Genomic DNA, 16344 nt, shown 5'->3' with positions numbered 1-16344 from the left:
GAATATCTTTTGGCTCTTATGCACAGGAGTGCTCGGCGGTCGAGACTCGTACCGCCGTTTTTTGTGAGAACGCACCGTCGTTCGACCGCAACCTAGAAATCGGAGACTTGAAGTGAGTAAGCGTACTTTCCAGCCCAATAACCGCAAGCGCGCCAAGAAGCACGGCTTCCGTCTGCGCATGCGCACTCGCGCCGGCCGTTCGATCCTGGCCGCACGTCGTCGCAAGGGACGTGCCGAAGTTTCGGCATAAGTGTGATCACCGCGGCTCACCGGATCCGCAGCGGAGACGACTTCAGAAGAGTCTTCAAAGCTGGCGTCCGTGTGCGCTCGGACCATTTGATGGCACACAGCCTGATTGATAGTGATGATTCCCACGCTGCACGCGTGGGTTTCATCGTATCCAAGGCCGTTGGAAACGCCGTTCGACGGAACCGAGTGAAACGTCGTCTTCGAGAGATCATGCGAGTCCGGCTCGACAGCCTTGATCCCGGTGCACTGTTCGTGATCAGAGCATTGCCCCACGCATCAGAAGCGGAATTCTCCGTACTTGAGTCCGAGGTCACGATGCTGATGGACAAAGCGCAGAAGAAACTAGAGAGCCGTGGACGCCGAACATGATCTGAAACACCCCTCGGAGGTGCCCCGCAGACCGGCCGGTTTCTGGCCCACGGTCTGGTGGGTGATCCGAATCGGGCCGCGCATGCCGTTCGTGTGGTTCATCAGAGCTTATCGAGTCGTGGTGTCTCCACTGTACGGACAGGTGTGTCGGTACTATCCCAGTTGCTCTATGTACGGCCTGGAGGCCTTCGAGATACACGGAGTTCTCAAGGGAATGGTGTTAACTGGGTGGCGAATACTGCGATGCAATCCTTTTTCCCATGGCGGGGTGGACCATGTTCCCGGTTCAGCGCGCCGGGCCCGCTCAGTTTCAATGCATGACGAAGATGGCCGCTGACAATTGTGTCGTGCGCGCAGCAGATGTTCAGCGCGTCTGTGCATCACGACAATCCGGTGGTTGACACCTCCGGTACACGCGAGAGCAGGACCCGTGGTTCTGTGTCGCGAAGACCCGCGAACAATGGCAAAATGAACGATCGTGAAGAATCGTTGTAACGAGGAGTACTGAATGGACTGGATGGACAAGCTGCTCTACCCGCTGCAGTGGGTAGTTGCTTGGATCCTCGCGATCTTCCACGAGATCTTCACTGCGATCGGTCTGCCAGCAGCCAATGGCTGGACTTGGGTTCTGTCGATCGCCGGGCTGACCCTGGTGATCCGTGCAATCCTCATTCCGCTGTTCGTCTATCAGATCAAGTCCCAGCGGAAGATGCAGCTGCTGCAGCCTCAGATTCAGCGCCTGCAGGCTAAGTACAAGGGCAAGAAGGACCAGTACTCGCGTCAGGCCATGGCCGAAGAGCAGATGAGCCTGTTCCGCGACAACAAGACGAGCCCGTGGGCCTCGTGTCTGCCTCTCCTCGTGCAGATGCCGATCTTCTTCTCCCTGTTCCGCGTCATCCACAACATGCCGGATGTGGCCTCGGGGAAGATCAACGCAATCGGTGGATTCACTCAGGAGCTTGCGATTCAGGCGGAAAAGTCGTCTGTCTTCGGAATTTCGCTGTCTGCGGTCTTCACCGACCCGGGTATCGCCGTCAAGTTCCTCACTGGCATCCTGATCGTCATCATGGCGGCGACCATGTTCATCACGCAGAAGCAGATGATGGCGAAGAACATGTCGGAGTCCGCGATGGCGAACCCGATGATGCAGTCGCAGAAGATGCTCCTCTACGTGATGCCCCTCGTCTTCGGCATCGGCGGTATCTACTTCCCGCTCGGCGTTCTCTTCTACTGGCTCGTCTCGAACACCTGGACGATGTGCCAGCAGCACGTGGTCATCCGCAATATGCCAGCCCCCGGCTCCAAGGCCGAGAAGGAGATGCTGGAGCGGAAGGCTCGCAAGGGCAAGCCCGTGCAGCAGCCTGAGACCAAGGGCGGCACCGCCACTGCTGTTGAGCAGACCTCGAACCAGAGCCGTCAACGGCAGCAGCCGGTGAGCAAGAACCGCAAGAAGAACAAGAAGCGCTGAGGAAGAACCATGACTGAAGAGAATGTCGACACGACTGTTGAAGAGACCGTCGATGAGGTTGCCGACGCAGGTGCCGCAGACAGCGGCGTCGAAAGAGATGCGAAGCCGACGAGAGCCGAGCTCCTCGAAGAAGAGGGCGAGATCGCAGCGGACTACCTCGAAGAACTGATGGACCTTGCCGACATCGACGGCGACATCGACATTGATGTCGGAGACGGACGCGCACAACTGTCGATCGTCTGCGAAGACGACGATGATTCCAACCTGCGCACGTTGGTCGGCCGAGACGGCAAAACCCTCGGCGCACTCCAGGAGCTGAGCCGGTTGGCAGTCCAGACCAGCACAGGTCAGCGATCGTGGCTGATGCTCGACATCGATGGCTTCCGCAACAGCCGTCGCGACGAACTCATCAAGCAGGCGAAGCGCGCGATCGAGGACGTCAAAGAATCGGGCAATGAATTCGCCTTCAAACCCATGAACAGCTTTGAGCGCAAGATCATCCACGACCAGGTTGCTCAGGCCGGTTTGGTTTCGGAGTCCGAAGGTGAGGGTGACGGCCGGCACGTACTCGTCCGTCCTGCCCATGACTGACATTTCCGCTCTCGAAATTCCCCCGGCAGGTACCGAAGAATTCTTCGGGGCCGCCTATCCCGCAGCTACCCGGTATGCGCAGCATCTGGCGACTACTGGAATCGAATGGGGACTGATCGGTCCCCGCGAGATCGACCGACTCTGGACCAGACACATCCTCAACTGTGCTGTTGTGGCTGAGTTCATCGATGACAGTGATGTCGTCGGCGACGTTGGCAGTGGCGCCGGGCTGCCAGGAATTCCGATCGCCCTGCTTCGTCCTGAAGCGGCCGTGGTCCTCATCGAACCGATGGAGCGGCGGGTCGAATGGCTGAAGATGGTCGTCGACGATCTTCAACTGGACAATGTTCGTATCGTCCGAGCCCGCGTCGAGGAACTCGTTGACGAGGAGATGTTCACTGTTGTGACATCGAGGGCGGTCAAGGCGATGACGACTCTCATCGAATGGACTCATGAAGTGATGGGCCCTGATGGACGGATCCTCGCGCTCAAAGGTGCCTCTGTCGAGGCTGAACTGGCGAAGACGAAGAAGCTGCTGAAGCGATACCGACTGTCTCAGCCGAAGATTCACATCGTCGACGGCGGAATCCTCGAAGTGCCTAGCCGTGTCGTCGAGATAGTCAAGAAATAGTACGAAGTAGATTTGGTCTAGGCTGAGTATAGCTTTGTGAAACCAATGGATGATGGAGTGCGCCGAATGCCGATCATGGACGAGTCGTCTCCCATAGGTGCTGCAATCGCGCGCGACAATCGACGCGCCGATCGACTGTCGCAGGTGAGTTTTCCACAACCAGACTCTACCCGGATCTTCACGATCGCCAACCAGAAGGGCGGCGTCGGGAAAACCACGACCGCTGTGAATATCGCCGCTGCACTGGCGAATCAGAATCTCAACGTCCTGCTCATCGACATCGATCCCCAGGGCAACGCCAGCACCGCTCTAGGCATTGACCACTATTCGGACGTCACCAGCATCTACGATGTGATCATCGATGACGTACCCATGCGTGAAGCTGTAGCGCAGTGCCCGGACTTCGAGACTCTCAAATGTGTTCCGGCGACCATTGATCTGGCCGGGGCCGAGATCGAACTGGTGTCTCTCGTCGCCCGAGAGCAGCGCCTGCAGAGGTCCCTGAATGTCTATCTCGATGAACAGGCGGCTGCGGGAAGCCGAGTGGACTACGTCATCGTGGACTGCCCCCCGAGCTTAGGTCTTCTGACAGTCAACGCCTTCGTCGCCGCCCGTGAAGTGCTCATCCCGATTCAGTGCGAATACTATGCGCTTGAAGGCTTGAGCCAGTTGCTGAAGAATATTCAGCTGATCCAGAAGCATCTCAATCCTAAATTGTCGATCTCCACAATCCTTCTGACGATGTATGACGGGCGGACCAACCTCAGTGCCCAAGTGGCGGATGACGTCCGGACTCATTTCCCCGAGCAGGTCCTGTCATCCTCGATTCCACGCTCTGTGCGCATTTCAGAGGCTCCGAGCTACGGACAGACTGTCATTTCGTACGACCCCCATTCCAGTGGCGCTTTGTCCTATCGGGAAGCAGCCGAAGAAATCGCACAACGAGGAGTAAATCGTGGCTGAACGCAGGAAGCGTGGATTGGGTCGTGGCTTAGGCGCTTTGATTCCGGATGCGGCGTCGAGCGATCGACCAGTTGACGTGTTCTTCTCCGGTGGCGAGCCTGAAGAGGCCACGCAGACCTCGGAAGAGCCGAAAGCACCTCGGTCCGCTCGGACGGATCCTGCAGCCTCCATGCAGTCCTCACGAAGGCGTAAGCCTAAGGCCGGATCTTCATCCACGTCTTCAAGTTCGAAGACCGCTAAGGCGGATGCATCTGCGCCTAAGTCGTCGCCGTCGAAGAGCACCACTTCTAAGAGCACGGCTCCAAAGAGTGGGCCAGCCAAGAGTGCGTCTGCGAAGAAAGCAACTGGGTCAACCTCCTCGAAGCCTGCCGGGTCTCGGACGACGAAGAAGAAGGCCGCTTCAGGGACGAAGTCCGCAACTGCCGAAACCAGCGCAGCGAACACCATGGCGACAGGAAGCTCTTCAGTGAAGTCGGCGACTGCGGAATCGAGTGCTCAGACCTCGACAGCAACCAAGACTGCAAGCCGTGCTTCGAACACCAAGGCGAAGAGGGACGCACCCGCGACTGCCGGTGTCGATCGGACTCCTGAATCGGAGTTCGCCGGCACAGCTGGTTTGGAGGTTTCTGGCGTTGGTACTGCTGAGCCCGACGTCGAAGCGACACCCGTGGACTTGACCGCGGATCAAAAGGACGAGGAGTCGACACTGGCCGACGATGTTCTGGAGACACATCCCGGGGTGTACAGGTCGGGTCATGAGATCTTCGATGAGGCTCGACAAGAGACCGCGTCAGACGACCCGGCAACTACAGATGAAGTAGATCCAGCCTCGACGCCTTCGACGGCCTCGTCGAGCCCAGCCTCCGTTAACGAAGACGAGGACTCAGTACCGGACGAGGATACAGGGACTGCCGGAGTTGACTCGATCCCTGATACGGAATTCGGCGAGATCGACGTCGACCGTATTGATGCCAACCCTCGTCAGCCACGTACCTTCTTTGACGAAGATCAGCTCAGTGAACTTGTCCACAGCATCCGCGAGATCGGTGTGCTGCAGCCGGTCGTTGTCCGGCAGAAGCCAAGCGATCACGAACGCTTCGAACTCATCATGGGCGAACGTCGTCTTCGGGCGACGAAAGACGCAGGTCTTTCAACCATCCCTGCAATCATTCGCTACGTCGATGACACAGACCTCTTGCGGGATGCTCTGCTTGAGAACTTGCACCGAGCGGAGCTGAACCCATTGGAAGAGGCTGCTGCCTACGGCCAGCTGCTCGAGGACTTCGGGTGCACACAGGAGGAGCTTTCCGAACGTATCGGACGTTCTCGCCCTCAGATCTCCAATACGCTTCGCCTGCTTCGGTTGCCCCCGTTGGTCCAACGGCGTGTAGCTGCTGGCGTCATATCGGCAGGACACGCTCGTGCGATCCTCGGTCTTCGCGAACCGGAGCACATGGAGATTCTTGCTCAGCGCATAGTTGCTGAGGGCCTCTCTGTGAGAGCGTCGGAAGAAGCTGTAGTACTTCTTAACCGTGGCGACTCGATGAATGTTTCACGTGCAACCACCCGTGTTGCCCCTCAGTTCATTGAAGTTGCTGAACGCCTGGGCGATCGTCTTGACACCAAGGTCAACATCACGGTCGGAAAGAAGAAGGGCAAGCTGAGCGTGGAGTTCGCGAACCAAGACGATCTCGATCGCATCCTCACCTTGCTTGGAGTTGAGGCGCCGGCGGAATAGCTGCCTCTGGTCGTTTGAAGTTGGGCGGGTGATGATGACATTGTTCATCGTCACCCGCCCAACTTGTATTCAAGAGTTGCTACTTTGTGGTGTCGGTGTAGGCAGTTCATGTCGGTAGTTGATCGGTCCCTATTCCGTGAGGGTGTGACGCGGCTCTTGGGTCCGTTGACTGTCACCCCGAGCACCTGAGAATCGGGCCCTCCGTATTTGGCCTCCCGCATGGTCTGGGTAGTCGGGGAAGACCACCCGTGGTCGTCAGGCCGGCGCGTCCGGTCCGTCCTTTCACGGTTGTTTCACGTTATCCACTGGTCATCGTTCGGCAATCGTGGCTGAGTTTCTCAAAGCTTCCACGTGTCGGCCAATGTGTCATCGCTCGTTGAGGCGGGTCAGCGTGATTTCGTCATGCGGCTGCCATGGTGGTTGATTCGTTCTCAGCGATGGATCTACCTCATCTGCATCGACACCCACGTGCGTACACTCCGGAGCACTTGTTTCACGTGAAACCACGGAACACTCCGATTGCCCGGGCATCGAGGCCAAGGGTGATTCGTATCTGCTCATGGTGCGCAGGATAGCGTGAAGTCGGTAGTAGGGGTCCCTGTTAAGGACGAACCGGGCCTTCCGTATCCAACTGTTGACCAGGGTTGACGAGCGAGGATACGAATTCCGCGGCATATGACCCCGATGCCGGCACTGTCGAATCCGGTCCTACATGTGTCTGCTAGGCGGGCGATGGCCGTTGGTTTCACGTGAAACATCCACCATTCCATTCGCCGTTTGGCGATTATGCAGGCAAGACCTTGTACTGTCAAGCAGCGGATGGTAGTCGAGTGGCGAGATCGATATGAAAGTGACCGGTAGTGTTGAACTTCAGGCGTGCGGCTTCGATCGTGAAGGATTCTTGCAGCATAAGGAGCTCCAAGTAGGAGTTCCGCATATGGTCGTTTGCCTGAACCTCGACTACTGGGTGGCTGATGACAATCTTCTTCTTCTCGAAGAGGTTTCACGTGAAACCACTGATCAATAGTGTCGTTACTCCCAACTAGGCAGGAGGCTCCCATCGGTTGCAATAGTCCCGAGGCCAGCATGGTTGGAGACTCCCGATAGGGGGTGCGCAAGATGTGCACTTCAGCGGCAAATTCTCGGTAAGGAATTGCCAGCACAAACATAGAGTGCCTTCCAGGTAAGGGGATGGCTTTCCGAATGGCCAACTTGAAGGTTGTACCTCGGCAGTGAGCGCAGTGGTCCGCGGGAGATGATAGTTCCCCGTGAAGCGGGCCGCATCACATTCTCCATCGGCATACTCGTTGCTGCGGGGTCGTTCACCTCTTCAACGCAACCTCAGCTACAGTGAGTCAGCCGTGAAGGTTTGATTGAGGGTCGGGAGTACATGTGTGGTCATCGTGCTCGCGAATGCGGGGTTACGGGTTGGCGAACTCTGAACATGGGCGATGGCTGGAGTCGGACCCAGGTTCGCTGGTCGTTCACCGTGCTGTCCTTCGGCTCTTGTTTCACGTGAAACGGATACCTATTCTCCGATCGTCGACCCTTCGTGTTTCGCCACTATCGATGAGGATCCTGTCTTGAAAGTTGGGTTCTGTGTCTCCTTCTGCCGATTGATCGTATATATAGGTGTCATCCGCGTCAGCGACCAGCAGCTGTTGCTCCTGCTTGGGGATGGATATGTGGTCGGTTCTCAACGACGTTCCATTACGCGGTTGAGACTCTTCGCGCTTGTGAATCTGACAACCGAGCACGACCTATGAAACGCCGTCCACTAGTTTCAAGGTGTGCACTTATGGAAGATGCCGACAGTATTCTGTTAGTCGTTTCACGTGAAACAACACCGACGAGGGGCTGCCTCAGGAGTTGAGTGTCGACCAGTTCTCGCGCCCAACCGCCCGTCGATTCGCGGTGAGTGCCCATAGCTCGTCAGAGAGCAAGCTTGCCGTATATGCGGCTGAGGTGCAGCGCATTCGCTGCGATCAGTACTCAGTTCGGTTACTGCTTGCGCAAGTAGCCCCAATTGTCGCTGGGCGCGGTCCAATACACCGCAGTCCCGATTGGGACTTGTTTATGTTTCACGTGGAACCATTTGGCTCACTACCGTTTGTCGGCGCGCATCCGACGAGTATGAGTTTCCATCTGGGTTCGCTCGCGAAATGACCGACGAATGCAGGATTAGTGGCAACTCATCGGAACGTCCAGAAGCCTGTTCCTCGTGCCTAGCTCGGGCAGTCGCCGTCTACCACCGAACTCCTACCCGAGTGCCGACTCGCACATTGTCATCCGTAGGCAGGCAGTGCAGTTTCACGTGAAACATTGGTGAACAGGCCGCCTCGATCACACAGTTCAGCGTTGGCTCGTCCTTGGAGTGAGCACAAGTCGCTCCTTGGTCTGGTGTGTTCCGCATCGGCAACTCTGCCCCGGTCGAGTAGCCATCATCGGTTGTGAACCCCGATTCGGCTGCCGAGATGCTAAGGCAAACGGTGTTCGTGATCAATAGGGTTTTGTCCTCATGTGTGGGCCGAGGTTTCACGTGAAACGGAAGCTATCTCGTGCAGCGTTTAGTCGCCTAACGACGTTCGCAGATGCTCAGTCGTCGTGTTGCTGTATGGAGAGGCTAGATTGGTCGATGCTCGCTCGTCGCATTCAGAGACCGCCATCCCTCGATGCAGAGATTTGGGTTGGACTACTTGCTAGGCGTTCTTGGACTCAGACTCGCCGCCCGTGTGTTGTAGTCGATGCATGTTTCACGTGAAACCTCTCTCGGGTCAGTCGGTAGATCAATTTGGGCAGCATCGATCTATGGTTCCGTACTCGTGCGGCGAGTTGTCATCGGTGCACCGAATGGATTCGCCGTAGTAGTGCTGTCGCTTGACACGGTACGGGTCGCGAACCGGACTGACAGCGGAGTGCCGGTGGTGACCAAGTTGACCGAATCCGAGTAGTTGACGTTTAAAGATCAGCTCCTCGGATCCAGGCTGGTGCGCCGTATTCGCGAAATGGCCTTTAACCGTGCTGAACGGGGGCGAGTGACAAATGGGTCTGTGTACCGTTTCGCTGATCGCGATAGTGATCGTCCCGGCTTAACGAAAATGCGTATGTTGCGATACACAACGCAAGATCGCGGGCACAACGCAGGATCGCGGGCACGACGCAACGAAGAGTCTTCAGGCTAAGAGGACAGCAATCTGCGAGTGGTTGGAGTTGCTCGATCGCAGCCACTGTCGGAACAGGCGTGGACTACCAAGCTGCGTCGAGGTCTCTCGAAGTTTGAGGTCTCTCGAACACGCGTTTCACGTGAAACGTCAGGCACTGAGCTTTTAGCTGTACGCCTTAATCTGTGCGAGGCTGAGGGTCCCCGTTTCGGGGTCAGAGTCCTCGCGCACGTATAGTCTCTGAAGGCCAGCCGCGATGCCGTCAGCAATCGCATCTCGAACGTTGGCGTCCTCGAGGTTATCGAGATCATCCGCGTTAGTGAGGTAGCCGGCGACTACGTGAACCTTTGGAGTGCGGAGCCGCTTCAGAGACGACCAAGTGCGAGCATGGCTCCTGCAGTCTCTCATTCCCGTACGGGCAGCGAGTTCGCTCTGAATGAGTTCAGCCAGACGTGCGCCGGTCGGGGAATTGATGTCGGAGTGGGTCTCGTGCCCGAAGAAGAAGGTTGCGATTCCGTTTGCGTCTTTGGACTTGTTGACGTCTGCGGTGACTGTGATGACGGCGGAGGCACCGAGTTGGTCGGCCTTGTTGACCTCGACGGCATCTCCGGCGAGAAGGACCGCTCCTGCACCGACAGCCTCCAGTCGTCCGGCAAGGCGAGTTGCTATATCAGTGGTGATACGCCGTTCGGTGTCCGCTTGGGTATCCGTCATTGGAAGAGTCTCGAAATCTACAACTGTAGTTGCAGCCTCGATGACGAAGGTGCGTCCGGCAAGCGAGGTCCCAGTTGCTGCAACTCGGGCGCGCTCTTCAAGAGCAAAGAGATTCCCGGTGTCCTGTTTGCGGTCAATTGCGTCGAGTCCACGCAATGTCTGTGGTCCTGCTACTCCGTCGACCTTGGTGCCGAGACTCATCTGCAGCTCTTTGACGGCGGCGTCAGTGACTGCTGAGTACTCTGCGTCCATGCGGCCCGCGTAGAACCCGAGACCGGCGAGGGTGCGCTGCAGTCTGAGCACATCGTCCCCTGTAAGGACTCTCACAGGGTCATAGCGGAGCACACGGTCACCGAGTTGATACCGAGCCCGTTCGAGCTCTGAAAAGGTCTCTGTGCCCATCACACCGTCACAGAGAATCCCCCGCACCTGTTGGAACTGCCGGACGGCGAGTTCGAAGGTCCGATCGAACTCGACAGATTCGGCTTGACCGACATTGAGCCCCAGACGAGCCATCTGAGATTTGATGTTGGGTAGCACCTCAGAGCTTTTCCCGCGTGAAAACGGCGGGTGTGGGTTGTGAGTCAATGCGATGCCAATCTGCTGTGCGAAGTTCTGAACGTGTTCCTGTCTGCCATCTGGATAGACCTAAGGCGCCTGTTGATCGTACAACAGGCGCCTTAGAACATGATCAGATGAAGTCGGAGAGCTCATCCTCAAGCGCCGGTTTGGGGCGTGCGCCGATGATGCTCTTTGCTACCTCACCATCCTTGAAGACGTAGAGCGCAGGAATCGAGGTGATTCCGTACTTGCTCGCGGTCTCGAGGTTTTCGTCGGTGTTGACCTTGACCACTTTGAGCTTCTCGGTGTTCTCTTCAGCGATCTGGTCAACAATCGGGCTGACCATGCGGCAAGGGCCGCACCATGGAGCCCAGAAATCGACGAGCACTGGCTTGTCGGACTTCAAAACGGTCTCTTCGAACGTGGCATCAGTGACTTCTGTCGACATGAGCAACCTTTCTCTTAACAATGTTCTCTAGCGGAAACAGCCGTTGCGCAGATTTCATTCCCCGCCCGTCGCGCGTAGACCTTCGGTGGGTCAGGTGAAGCGTGTGTTCAGCGGCAGTCGGTGTCAGTCGACTGGTGTCTGTCAGGACGCAATTGGTGCTGGGGCCTGTGAAGCCTCGGCTGCTACGGCCTCGGCCTGTTTTGTCACTGCATCGAGATCGGCCAGGTAGTGCTCGGCATCGAGGGCTGCCGAGCAGCCTGATCCCGCAGCCGTAATGGCCTGCCTGTAGACGGAGTCGATGACGTCGCCCGCAGCGAAGACGCCTTCGACAGCGGTCTTGGAGGTTCGCCCTTCGACGTTGAGATAGCCATCGGAACGCAGCGAGAGCTGATCGGCGAAGAGACTGGTGCGGGGATCCGAGCCGATTGCCACGAACAAACCGGTGACCGGCAGCTCAGCCGTTTCGCCTGAGACAGTGTTGCGGACTGTGAGACCAGTGAGTGAGTCTTCGCCGTGGATCTCGGTGACTTCGCTGTCGAGAAGGTATTCGAGCTTCTCATCGGCGGCTGCCCGATCCTGCATCGCCTGCGAAGCCCGAAGCTCTTGACGACGGTGAATGAGGGTTACTTTGGAGGCGAATCGAGTGAGGAATGTTGCCTCTTCGAGGGCCGAGTCGCCCCCGCCGACAACAGCGATGTGCTGGTTTCGGAAGAAGAACCCGTCGCAGGTGGCACACCAGCTGACTCCATGGCCAGAGAGTTTCTTCTCATTGGGAAGGTTGAGCTCGCGGTATGCCGAGCCGGTGGCGAGGATGACTGCCTGAGCCGTGTACCTGGCTCCCAGCGCAGTCTCGATCTGATGGGCACCGGGCTCCAGCTTGAGGGTTGCGACGTCGTCGTAGATCACCTCGGCGCCGAACTTCTCAGCCTGCTCGCGCATGCTCTCCATGAGTTCTGGACCTTGCACTCCGGCGGGGAAACCGGGGTAATTCTCAACGTCGGTGGTGTTCATGAGCTCACCGCCTGCTGTCACAGAACCTGCAATGACCACGGGCGACAGATTCGCACGAGCCGCGTAGACGGCCGCGGTGTATCCGGCCGGACCCGACCCGATGATCACCAATTGTGTATCAGTCATGTGAAAATTCCCTGTTTCTGCTCGCTGTGTACTCAGAGTCCCGCTCGATGGCGGCACGGATTGACTATCGTACGTGTAACGGTACGGCGGTTGCGACTATTCCGCATCTGGCCTGAAACGATGTGCCCCGCTACTCCCAGACCCGGTGTCGATCTCTCAGGCTGATGTCTTCCAGGGTCAGCGAGGACCATAGGCCTGGACCGGCCTCTTACTTGAAGTCGACTGTGTTGATGATGGCACGGAAGCCGCCATCGTCTTGAGGAAGCTCGGTGACCCAGAGAATCAGGTTGTCCGTCTCAACGTCATCATCGAGTTTGATGGTGACGCCGTCGGAGTCGAACTTGCCCTCGCCGACCTTCTTCGCATCTTCAGGATCGGAACCATTGCGAATCTCGAAGGACCCGCCCGAGTTCGAGGACTTGACCTTGACTTCCTTCACCGTAGTCTTGTCTTCGAGTTCGAAGTGCAGTCCAACGCCGGACTTCAGGTTGCCGAACGATGCCGAATTGTAGCGGTCGGTCCGCCACGACCCGTCCGTATTGGGGACGACGTCTTGGGCCTTGTCGTCGTTCTCCTCATCGTCGCCCTCGGGGTCCAACGCCTTGACCGTATCGATCTTCGGCGGATCTGCCTTGGGCTCTTCTGTCTTCTTGTCTTTGCCGTCTTCAGTCTTGGCTGGGGCCGAGGTTTCGGCTACCGTTTCAGGCTCGTCGTCGCCGGAAGTGAAGTTGAAGACCGCAATCGAGATCACGATGGCCGCGATGACTATCAGCGCAAGGACCAACCAGGCGAACGGTTTTCGCGAACTCGCCGGATCACCATTCGGGTCGCCATCGTTGTTGGCAGATCCAGCGCCTGCTGCCGCACCGGCACCTGAACCGCCAGTAGCCGCAGCGCCGGATGCACCGGCACCCGCACCACCTGTCGCTGCTCCGGCGGAAGCTGACTGTGTTGTGCTTGAAGTCTTCTTCTTGTTCCCGGAGTCAGAGGACTTGGAAGCTCCAGCTGCCCCGACAGCGGCAGTCCCTGCGACGCCAGCAGTTCCGGCCGATGCAGCTCCAGAGCTGTCGTCCGACCTCTGCTTGGGCGAGACTGCGGCAACGGGCGCGGTCGGACGAGACGAATCGGTTGGTGACTCATCGACAGCAGTGGGCGAAAGCCTACGCACCTGTTTGGGTGGCGTTACGGGGTTCGCCTCTTGTCGTTTGGATGTCGAGGCGGCCTCGAGCGCGGCGATGCGCCGGCGTGCTTCGTCTTCCTTGGCCTTGGCGATGCGTCGTTCGCGTTCGTACTCGCGCAGCTGATGCTCGCGCTGCTGCTCATGAGTCTCGAACATTCCGCCGAGGAACCACGACCCGTCGTCCTCGTCATCCATGATGACGCGGGTATCGTTATCGTCCTCGATCTCGTCAAGGTCGTCCTCAGACACCACGTCGATGGCCTGGGTGTCGGGGTCCGAATCCTGGGCGTCACGATTCATGATCGGAGACGTCAGATTCTCGTCATATTCGTGGTCGGCATATGCGGAGTACTCCGAATAGGTCTGTTCAGGTTCCCACTCCTCCCAGTCCTGGGTGGCGTTGTCGAGCTGATCCTTGCCGATCGGGAAGCTCGAGGCCTCACGCATCTGCATACGGTCGGCATACTGCCCCGTCGTCTTGCCGACGACTCCCACAGCCAGTCCGCGAGTTCCCGGACGGGTGATGCCGATGCGAACCAGAGCCGCTTTGACCTGATCGTCGCTGGCTGTGTTCGCAGTGGACGTACCCATCGACGTTGATCGTGGTGCAGGTAGGCTCGTCGCCTCGTCGAAGCTGCGAGGCGAATGGTTGAAGACACTGTCGTTGTCGGGTACCGGAGCACGGTTGACGTAGCGCAGAAGCTCGGCATCCCACTCGTCCAGGTAGCCCAGTACTTCGGCTACCGAGCCAGGTCCTGGATCGGTCCCGGTGAGGATGCCGCTGACGAAGTCATCGAGTTCGTTGGAGATCTCGGGATTGAGGCTCTTGGCCCTCGCAATGCGGGAATTCTCGCGTCCTGCTGCGGGGATGCCGTTGAACGGCTCATCGGTGGGCCAGTAGCCGGTGACGGCGGCGTAGAAAAGCCGGATGAGGCCCAGGGCATCCTCTCGAGATGCCTTCGTCGGCGTGTAGTCCTCGGGGCGGATGACTCCGGTGCCCAGCGCCAGAGCGGCATCGATGCCGATGCCGGAGACCAGGACGGTGCCCTTGGTCGTGATGCCCACCGTGTTCGGACGCAGGAACATGTGGAACAGGCCGCGTCGGGCAGCCGTGACGAGAACTGTTCCGATCTCGCCGATGAGAGCGCGGGCGGCATCGATGGGAAGCGGTGACTTGGGCAGGATCTCGCTGAGCGAGGTGACGGCAATGCGCTTGGACACGACATAGTCGAGTCCGTTCGCATGACCGACGTCCAACGTCGGGGCAATGCGATGATCGCCGAGGATGGAGACCCGTCGCGCTGCTTCGAGAACATCCGTGGACCCGTCGGCATCGGCGACGTGGATGAGGACGGGTTCGTCGAGAATGGCGTCAAGGGCCGTGCACACGGCGCCCGCCTGTGGATTGTCCTCGAGCCACCGACGGTCGACCGTTGATACGACGTAACGACCGGCAACTACCATGCCGGGTTCGATATCGATCAGGGTGACCACCTCCATAGGGGCTTCGATGCGCAGGCTATCTTCTTAGTTTTCCAGCAACCACGCCAATAATCGAATGCAACTCTCTGACTTTCAGCAAATAAGATGCTCCCAGGAAGATGACGAGCATGAGAGTGCCGACGCCAGCGGCGCAGACGAATGCCTGCCACCTGCCGGACAATGCGAAGTCCGGGAAGAAGAAGAGCAGCCCATAACCGGCCAATCCGGCAAGCAACGCTGCTACGAAGAACTTCACATGGGCGCCGAGGATCGTGCGGAGATCAATCCCGCCGAGGCGCTTCGACAGGAGCGCGAACGAGAGGATCATCGCGAACAGGTAGCCCAGACTCATCGTCAGTCCGATGATGGCGACCGTGACCGATTTCGGGAAGATCGATGCAGATAGCACCGCCAAGGACTGGAAGATCACCTGCGGGAGCTGGATGAGGAACGGTGTCTTCGCGTCCTCATAGGCGTAGAAGACCCTCTGTGCCAGGTAGTTGGCGCTGAAGGGGATGAGGCCGAAGACCATCGTGATGATCACTAATCCCACGGCCATCGCTTGTTCGCGGCCATCGCCGGCGATGATCATCGCCACAGGCGACGCGAGGACGACGAGTGCAGCGACAGCGAACGAATTCACAAATCCGACCATGCGTATGCCCATGGAGAAGTCACCGACAACAGCTTTGGTGTCGTTGTTGGCGGCATCTCTGCTCAGCGAGGTGAAGAGTGCCGTGGCTAGCGACACTGCGATGAGCGAGTGCGGGAGCATGAACACCAGGTAGCCGTTAGTGTAGGCGGCGTTCGAGGCATTGCCCTCTCCCGGAACCGAGGCACCAGCGGCGACGCGGGAAATGATCAGGAATCCGATCTGGCCGATGAGCATCGCGGAGAAGGTCCAGAACGCCACCTTGCCAGCGGTGCCGAGGCCGACCCCACGGAACCCGAACGTCGGCCTGTACTTGAAGCCGATGCGTTTGAGCGGCCAGATCAGGATGAGAGCCTGAGCGGCGACACCCAGTGTGGCTGATCCTCCGATGAGGGCGATCTTGTCCGGAGTCCAGGTGCTCAAATGATGAGGGGAAGCATTGTTCGTGCCGAAGACAAGGATGAAGACGAGAAGTCCAACGATGGCGACGACATTGTTGAGCACCGGTGCCCACATATATGGACCGAATGAGGACTTCGCGTTGAGCACCTGGCCCAAGAGCGTGTAGAGACCGTAGAAGAACAGCTGCGGCAGGCACCAGAATGCGAAGGCCGTTGCCAGGGCCATCTGATCCGGCCCCCACCCGGAGGAATAGAGCCACACGAGGACCGGAGCAGCGATTGTGGCGACGATGCTGACCACCGCAAGGATCATGAACGCCAGAGTCAGCAGACGGTTCGTATAGTCCTCGCCTCCGTCCTTGCGCTTCGACGCCCGGACCAGCTGCGGGACGAGGACGGCGTTGACCACACCTCCGGCCAGCAGCATGTACAAGGTGTTGGGCACCTTGTTGGCGACATCGAAGGCGTCCGCCTGGACTGCGGTGATTCCAATCGCCGTCGCGAGCAGTGAGGCCTTGACCAGGCCCAGCACACGCGAAGTCAGTGTGCCTGCGGTCATAATGGCCGAGGACTTGGCCAGCGCTGAGAAACTGGACACG

13 protein-coding genes are annotated in these 16344 nt (G+C 58.3%); 8 read left to right on the top strand and 5 right to left on the bottom strand.

Features of this window, described 5'->3' with window-relative positions; translation table 11 throughout:
- Window positions 1-112: 112 nt before the first annotated feature.
- The 8 genes from rpmH to JTF07_RS16615 all read left to right on the top strand — a co-directional run bounded on the left by rpmH (window position 113) and on the right by JTF07_RS16615 (window position 6009).
- Window positions 113-250, top strand: a complete 138-nt coding sequence (gene rpmH, locus JTF07_RS16650) for a 50S ribosomal protein L34 (RefSeq protein ID WP_009882743.1) — start codon at window positions 113-115, stop codon at window positions 248-250.
- A gap of 2 nt (window positions 251-252) precedes the next feature.
- On the top strand, window positions 253-618 hold the full coding sequence (gene rnpA, locus JTF07_RS16645) for a ribonuclease P protein component (RefSeq protein ID WP_204235334.1): 366 nt from the start codon (window positions 253-255) through the stop codon (window positions 616-618).
- 82 nt (window positions 619-700) lie between these two features.
- Entirely contained in the window at window positions 701-955 is a 255-nt protein-coding gene (yidD, locus tag JTF07_RS16640) for a membrane protein insertion efficiency factor YidD (protein WP_353844013.1), read from the top strand.
- Between the two features lie 171 nt (window positions 956-1126).
- Entirely contained in the window at window positions 1127-2086 is a 960-nt protein-coding gene (yidC, locus tag JTF07_RS16635; protein ID WP_204235332.1) for a membrane protein insertase YidC, read from the top strand.
- 9 nt (window positions 2087-2095) lie between these two features.
- Window positions 2096-2677 (top strand): Jag family protein, encoded by a 582-nt coding sequence (locus JTF07_RS16630; RefSeq protein WP_204235331.1) that lies wholly within the window; start codon window positions 2096-2098, stop codon window positions 2675-2677.
- The gene (gene rsmG / locus JTF07_RS16625) at window positions 2670-3308 is read left to right on the top strand and encodes a 16S rRNA (guanine(527)-N(7))-methyltransferase RsmG (protein WP_204235330.1); all 639 of its coding nucleotides are present in this window, start codon (window positions 2670-2672) and stop codon (window positions 3306-3308) included. The genes JTF07_RS16630 and rsmG overlap by 8 nt, the downstream gene beginning before the upstream one ends.
- 66 nt (window positions 3309-3374) lie before the next feature.
- Complete coding sequence (locus JTF07_RS16620) at window positions 3375-4271, top strand: ParA family protein (protein ID WP_252199917.1); 897 nt, start codon at window positions 3375-3377, stop codon at window positions 4269-4271.
- Between the two features lie 667 nt (window positions 4272-4938).
- Complete coding sequence (locus tag JTF07_RS16615) at window positions 4939-6009, top strand: ParB/RepB/Spo0J family partition protein (protein ID WP_353844012.1); 1071 nt, start codon at window positions 4939-4941, stop codon at window positions 6007-6009.
- Window positions 6010-9335: 3326 nt separating this feature from the next.
- On the opposite strand, the gene JTF07_RS16610 is transcribed toward JTF07_RS16615, so the two are convergent.
- From JTF07_RS16610 to murJ, 5 genes are all read right to left on the bottom strand, one after another.
- Window positions 9336-10424 carry an N-acetylmuramoyl-L-alanine amidase gene (locus JTF07_RS16610; protein WP_353843999.1) on the bottom strand — a complete coding sequence of 363 codons (1089 nt, stop codon included), beginning with the start codon at window positions 10422-10424 and terminating at the stop codon, window positions 9336-9338.
- A gap of 151 nt (window positions 10425-10575) precedes the next feature.
- Entirely contained in the window at window positions 10576-10893 is a 318-nt protein-coding gene (gene trxA / locus JTF07_RS16605; protein WP_204235326.1) for a thioredoxin, read from the bottom strand.
- Between the two features lie 141 nt (window positions 10894-11034).
- On the bottom strand, window positions 11035-12030 hold the full coding sequence (trxB, locus tag JTF07_RS16600; protein ID WP_204235325.1) for a thioredoxin-disulfide reductase: 996 nt from the start codon (window positions 12028-12030) through the stop codon (window positions 11035-11037).
- Window positions 12031-12238: 208 nt separating this feature from the next.
- Complete coding sequence (locus JTF07_RS16595) at window positions 12239-14710, bottom strand: protein kinase family protein (RefSeq protein ID WP_204235324.1); 2472 nt, start codon at window positions 14708-14710, stop codon at window positions 12239-12241.
- A 19-nt stretch (window positions 14711-14729) separates the two neighbouring features.
- A complete protein-coding gene (murJ, locus tag JTF07_RS16590; protein WP_204235323.1) occupies window positions 14730-16343 on the bottom strand; it encodes a murein biosynthesis integral membrane protein MurJ in 1614 nt (537 codons plus the stop codon).
- Between the last annotated feature and the right edge of the window lies 1 nt (window position 16344).

Origin of the sequence: Brevibacterium sp. RIT 803, from assembly GCF_016892625.1 — a bacterium.
Taxonomy (GTDB): Bacteria; Actinomycetota; Actinomycetes; order Actinomycetales; family Brevibacteriaceae; genus Brevibacterium.
This window is presented reverse-complemented; position numbering and strand designations above follow the sequence as displayed.

Bases quoted from the DNA above. Each gene is read 5' to 3' on its own strand.
- yidC (WP_204235332.1), top strand. From the start codon at position 1,127: ATGGACTGGATGGACAAGCTGCTCTACCCGCTGCAGTGGGTAGTTGCT.
- JTF07_RS16620 (WP_252199917.1), top strand. From the start codon at position 3,375: ATGCCGATCATGGACGAGTCGTCTCCCATAGGTGCTGCAATCGCGCGC.
- yidD (WP_353844013.1), top strand. From the start codon at position 701: ATGCCGTTCGTGTGGTTCATCAGAGCTTATCGAGTCGTGGTGTCTCCA.
- trxA (WP_204235326.1), bottom strand. From the start codon at position 10,893: ATGTCGACAGAAGTCACTGATGCCACGTTCGAAGAGACCGTTTTGAAG.
- trxB (WP_204235325.1), bottom strand. From the start codon at position 12,030: ATGACTGATACACAATTGGTGATCATCGGGTCGGGTCCGGCCGGATAC.
- rsmG (WP_204235330.1), top strand. From the start codon at position 2,670: ATGACTGACATTTCCGCTCTCGAAATTCCCCCGGCAGGTACCGAAGAA.
- JTF07_RS16630 (WP_204235331.1), top strand. From the start codon at position 2,096: ATGACTGAAGAGAATGTCGACACGACTGTTGAAGAGACCGTCGATGAG.
- JTF07_RS16595 (WP_204235324.1), bottom strand. From the start codon at position 14,710: ATGGAGGTGGTCACCCTGATCGATATCGAACCCGGCATGGTAGTTGCC.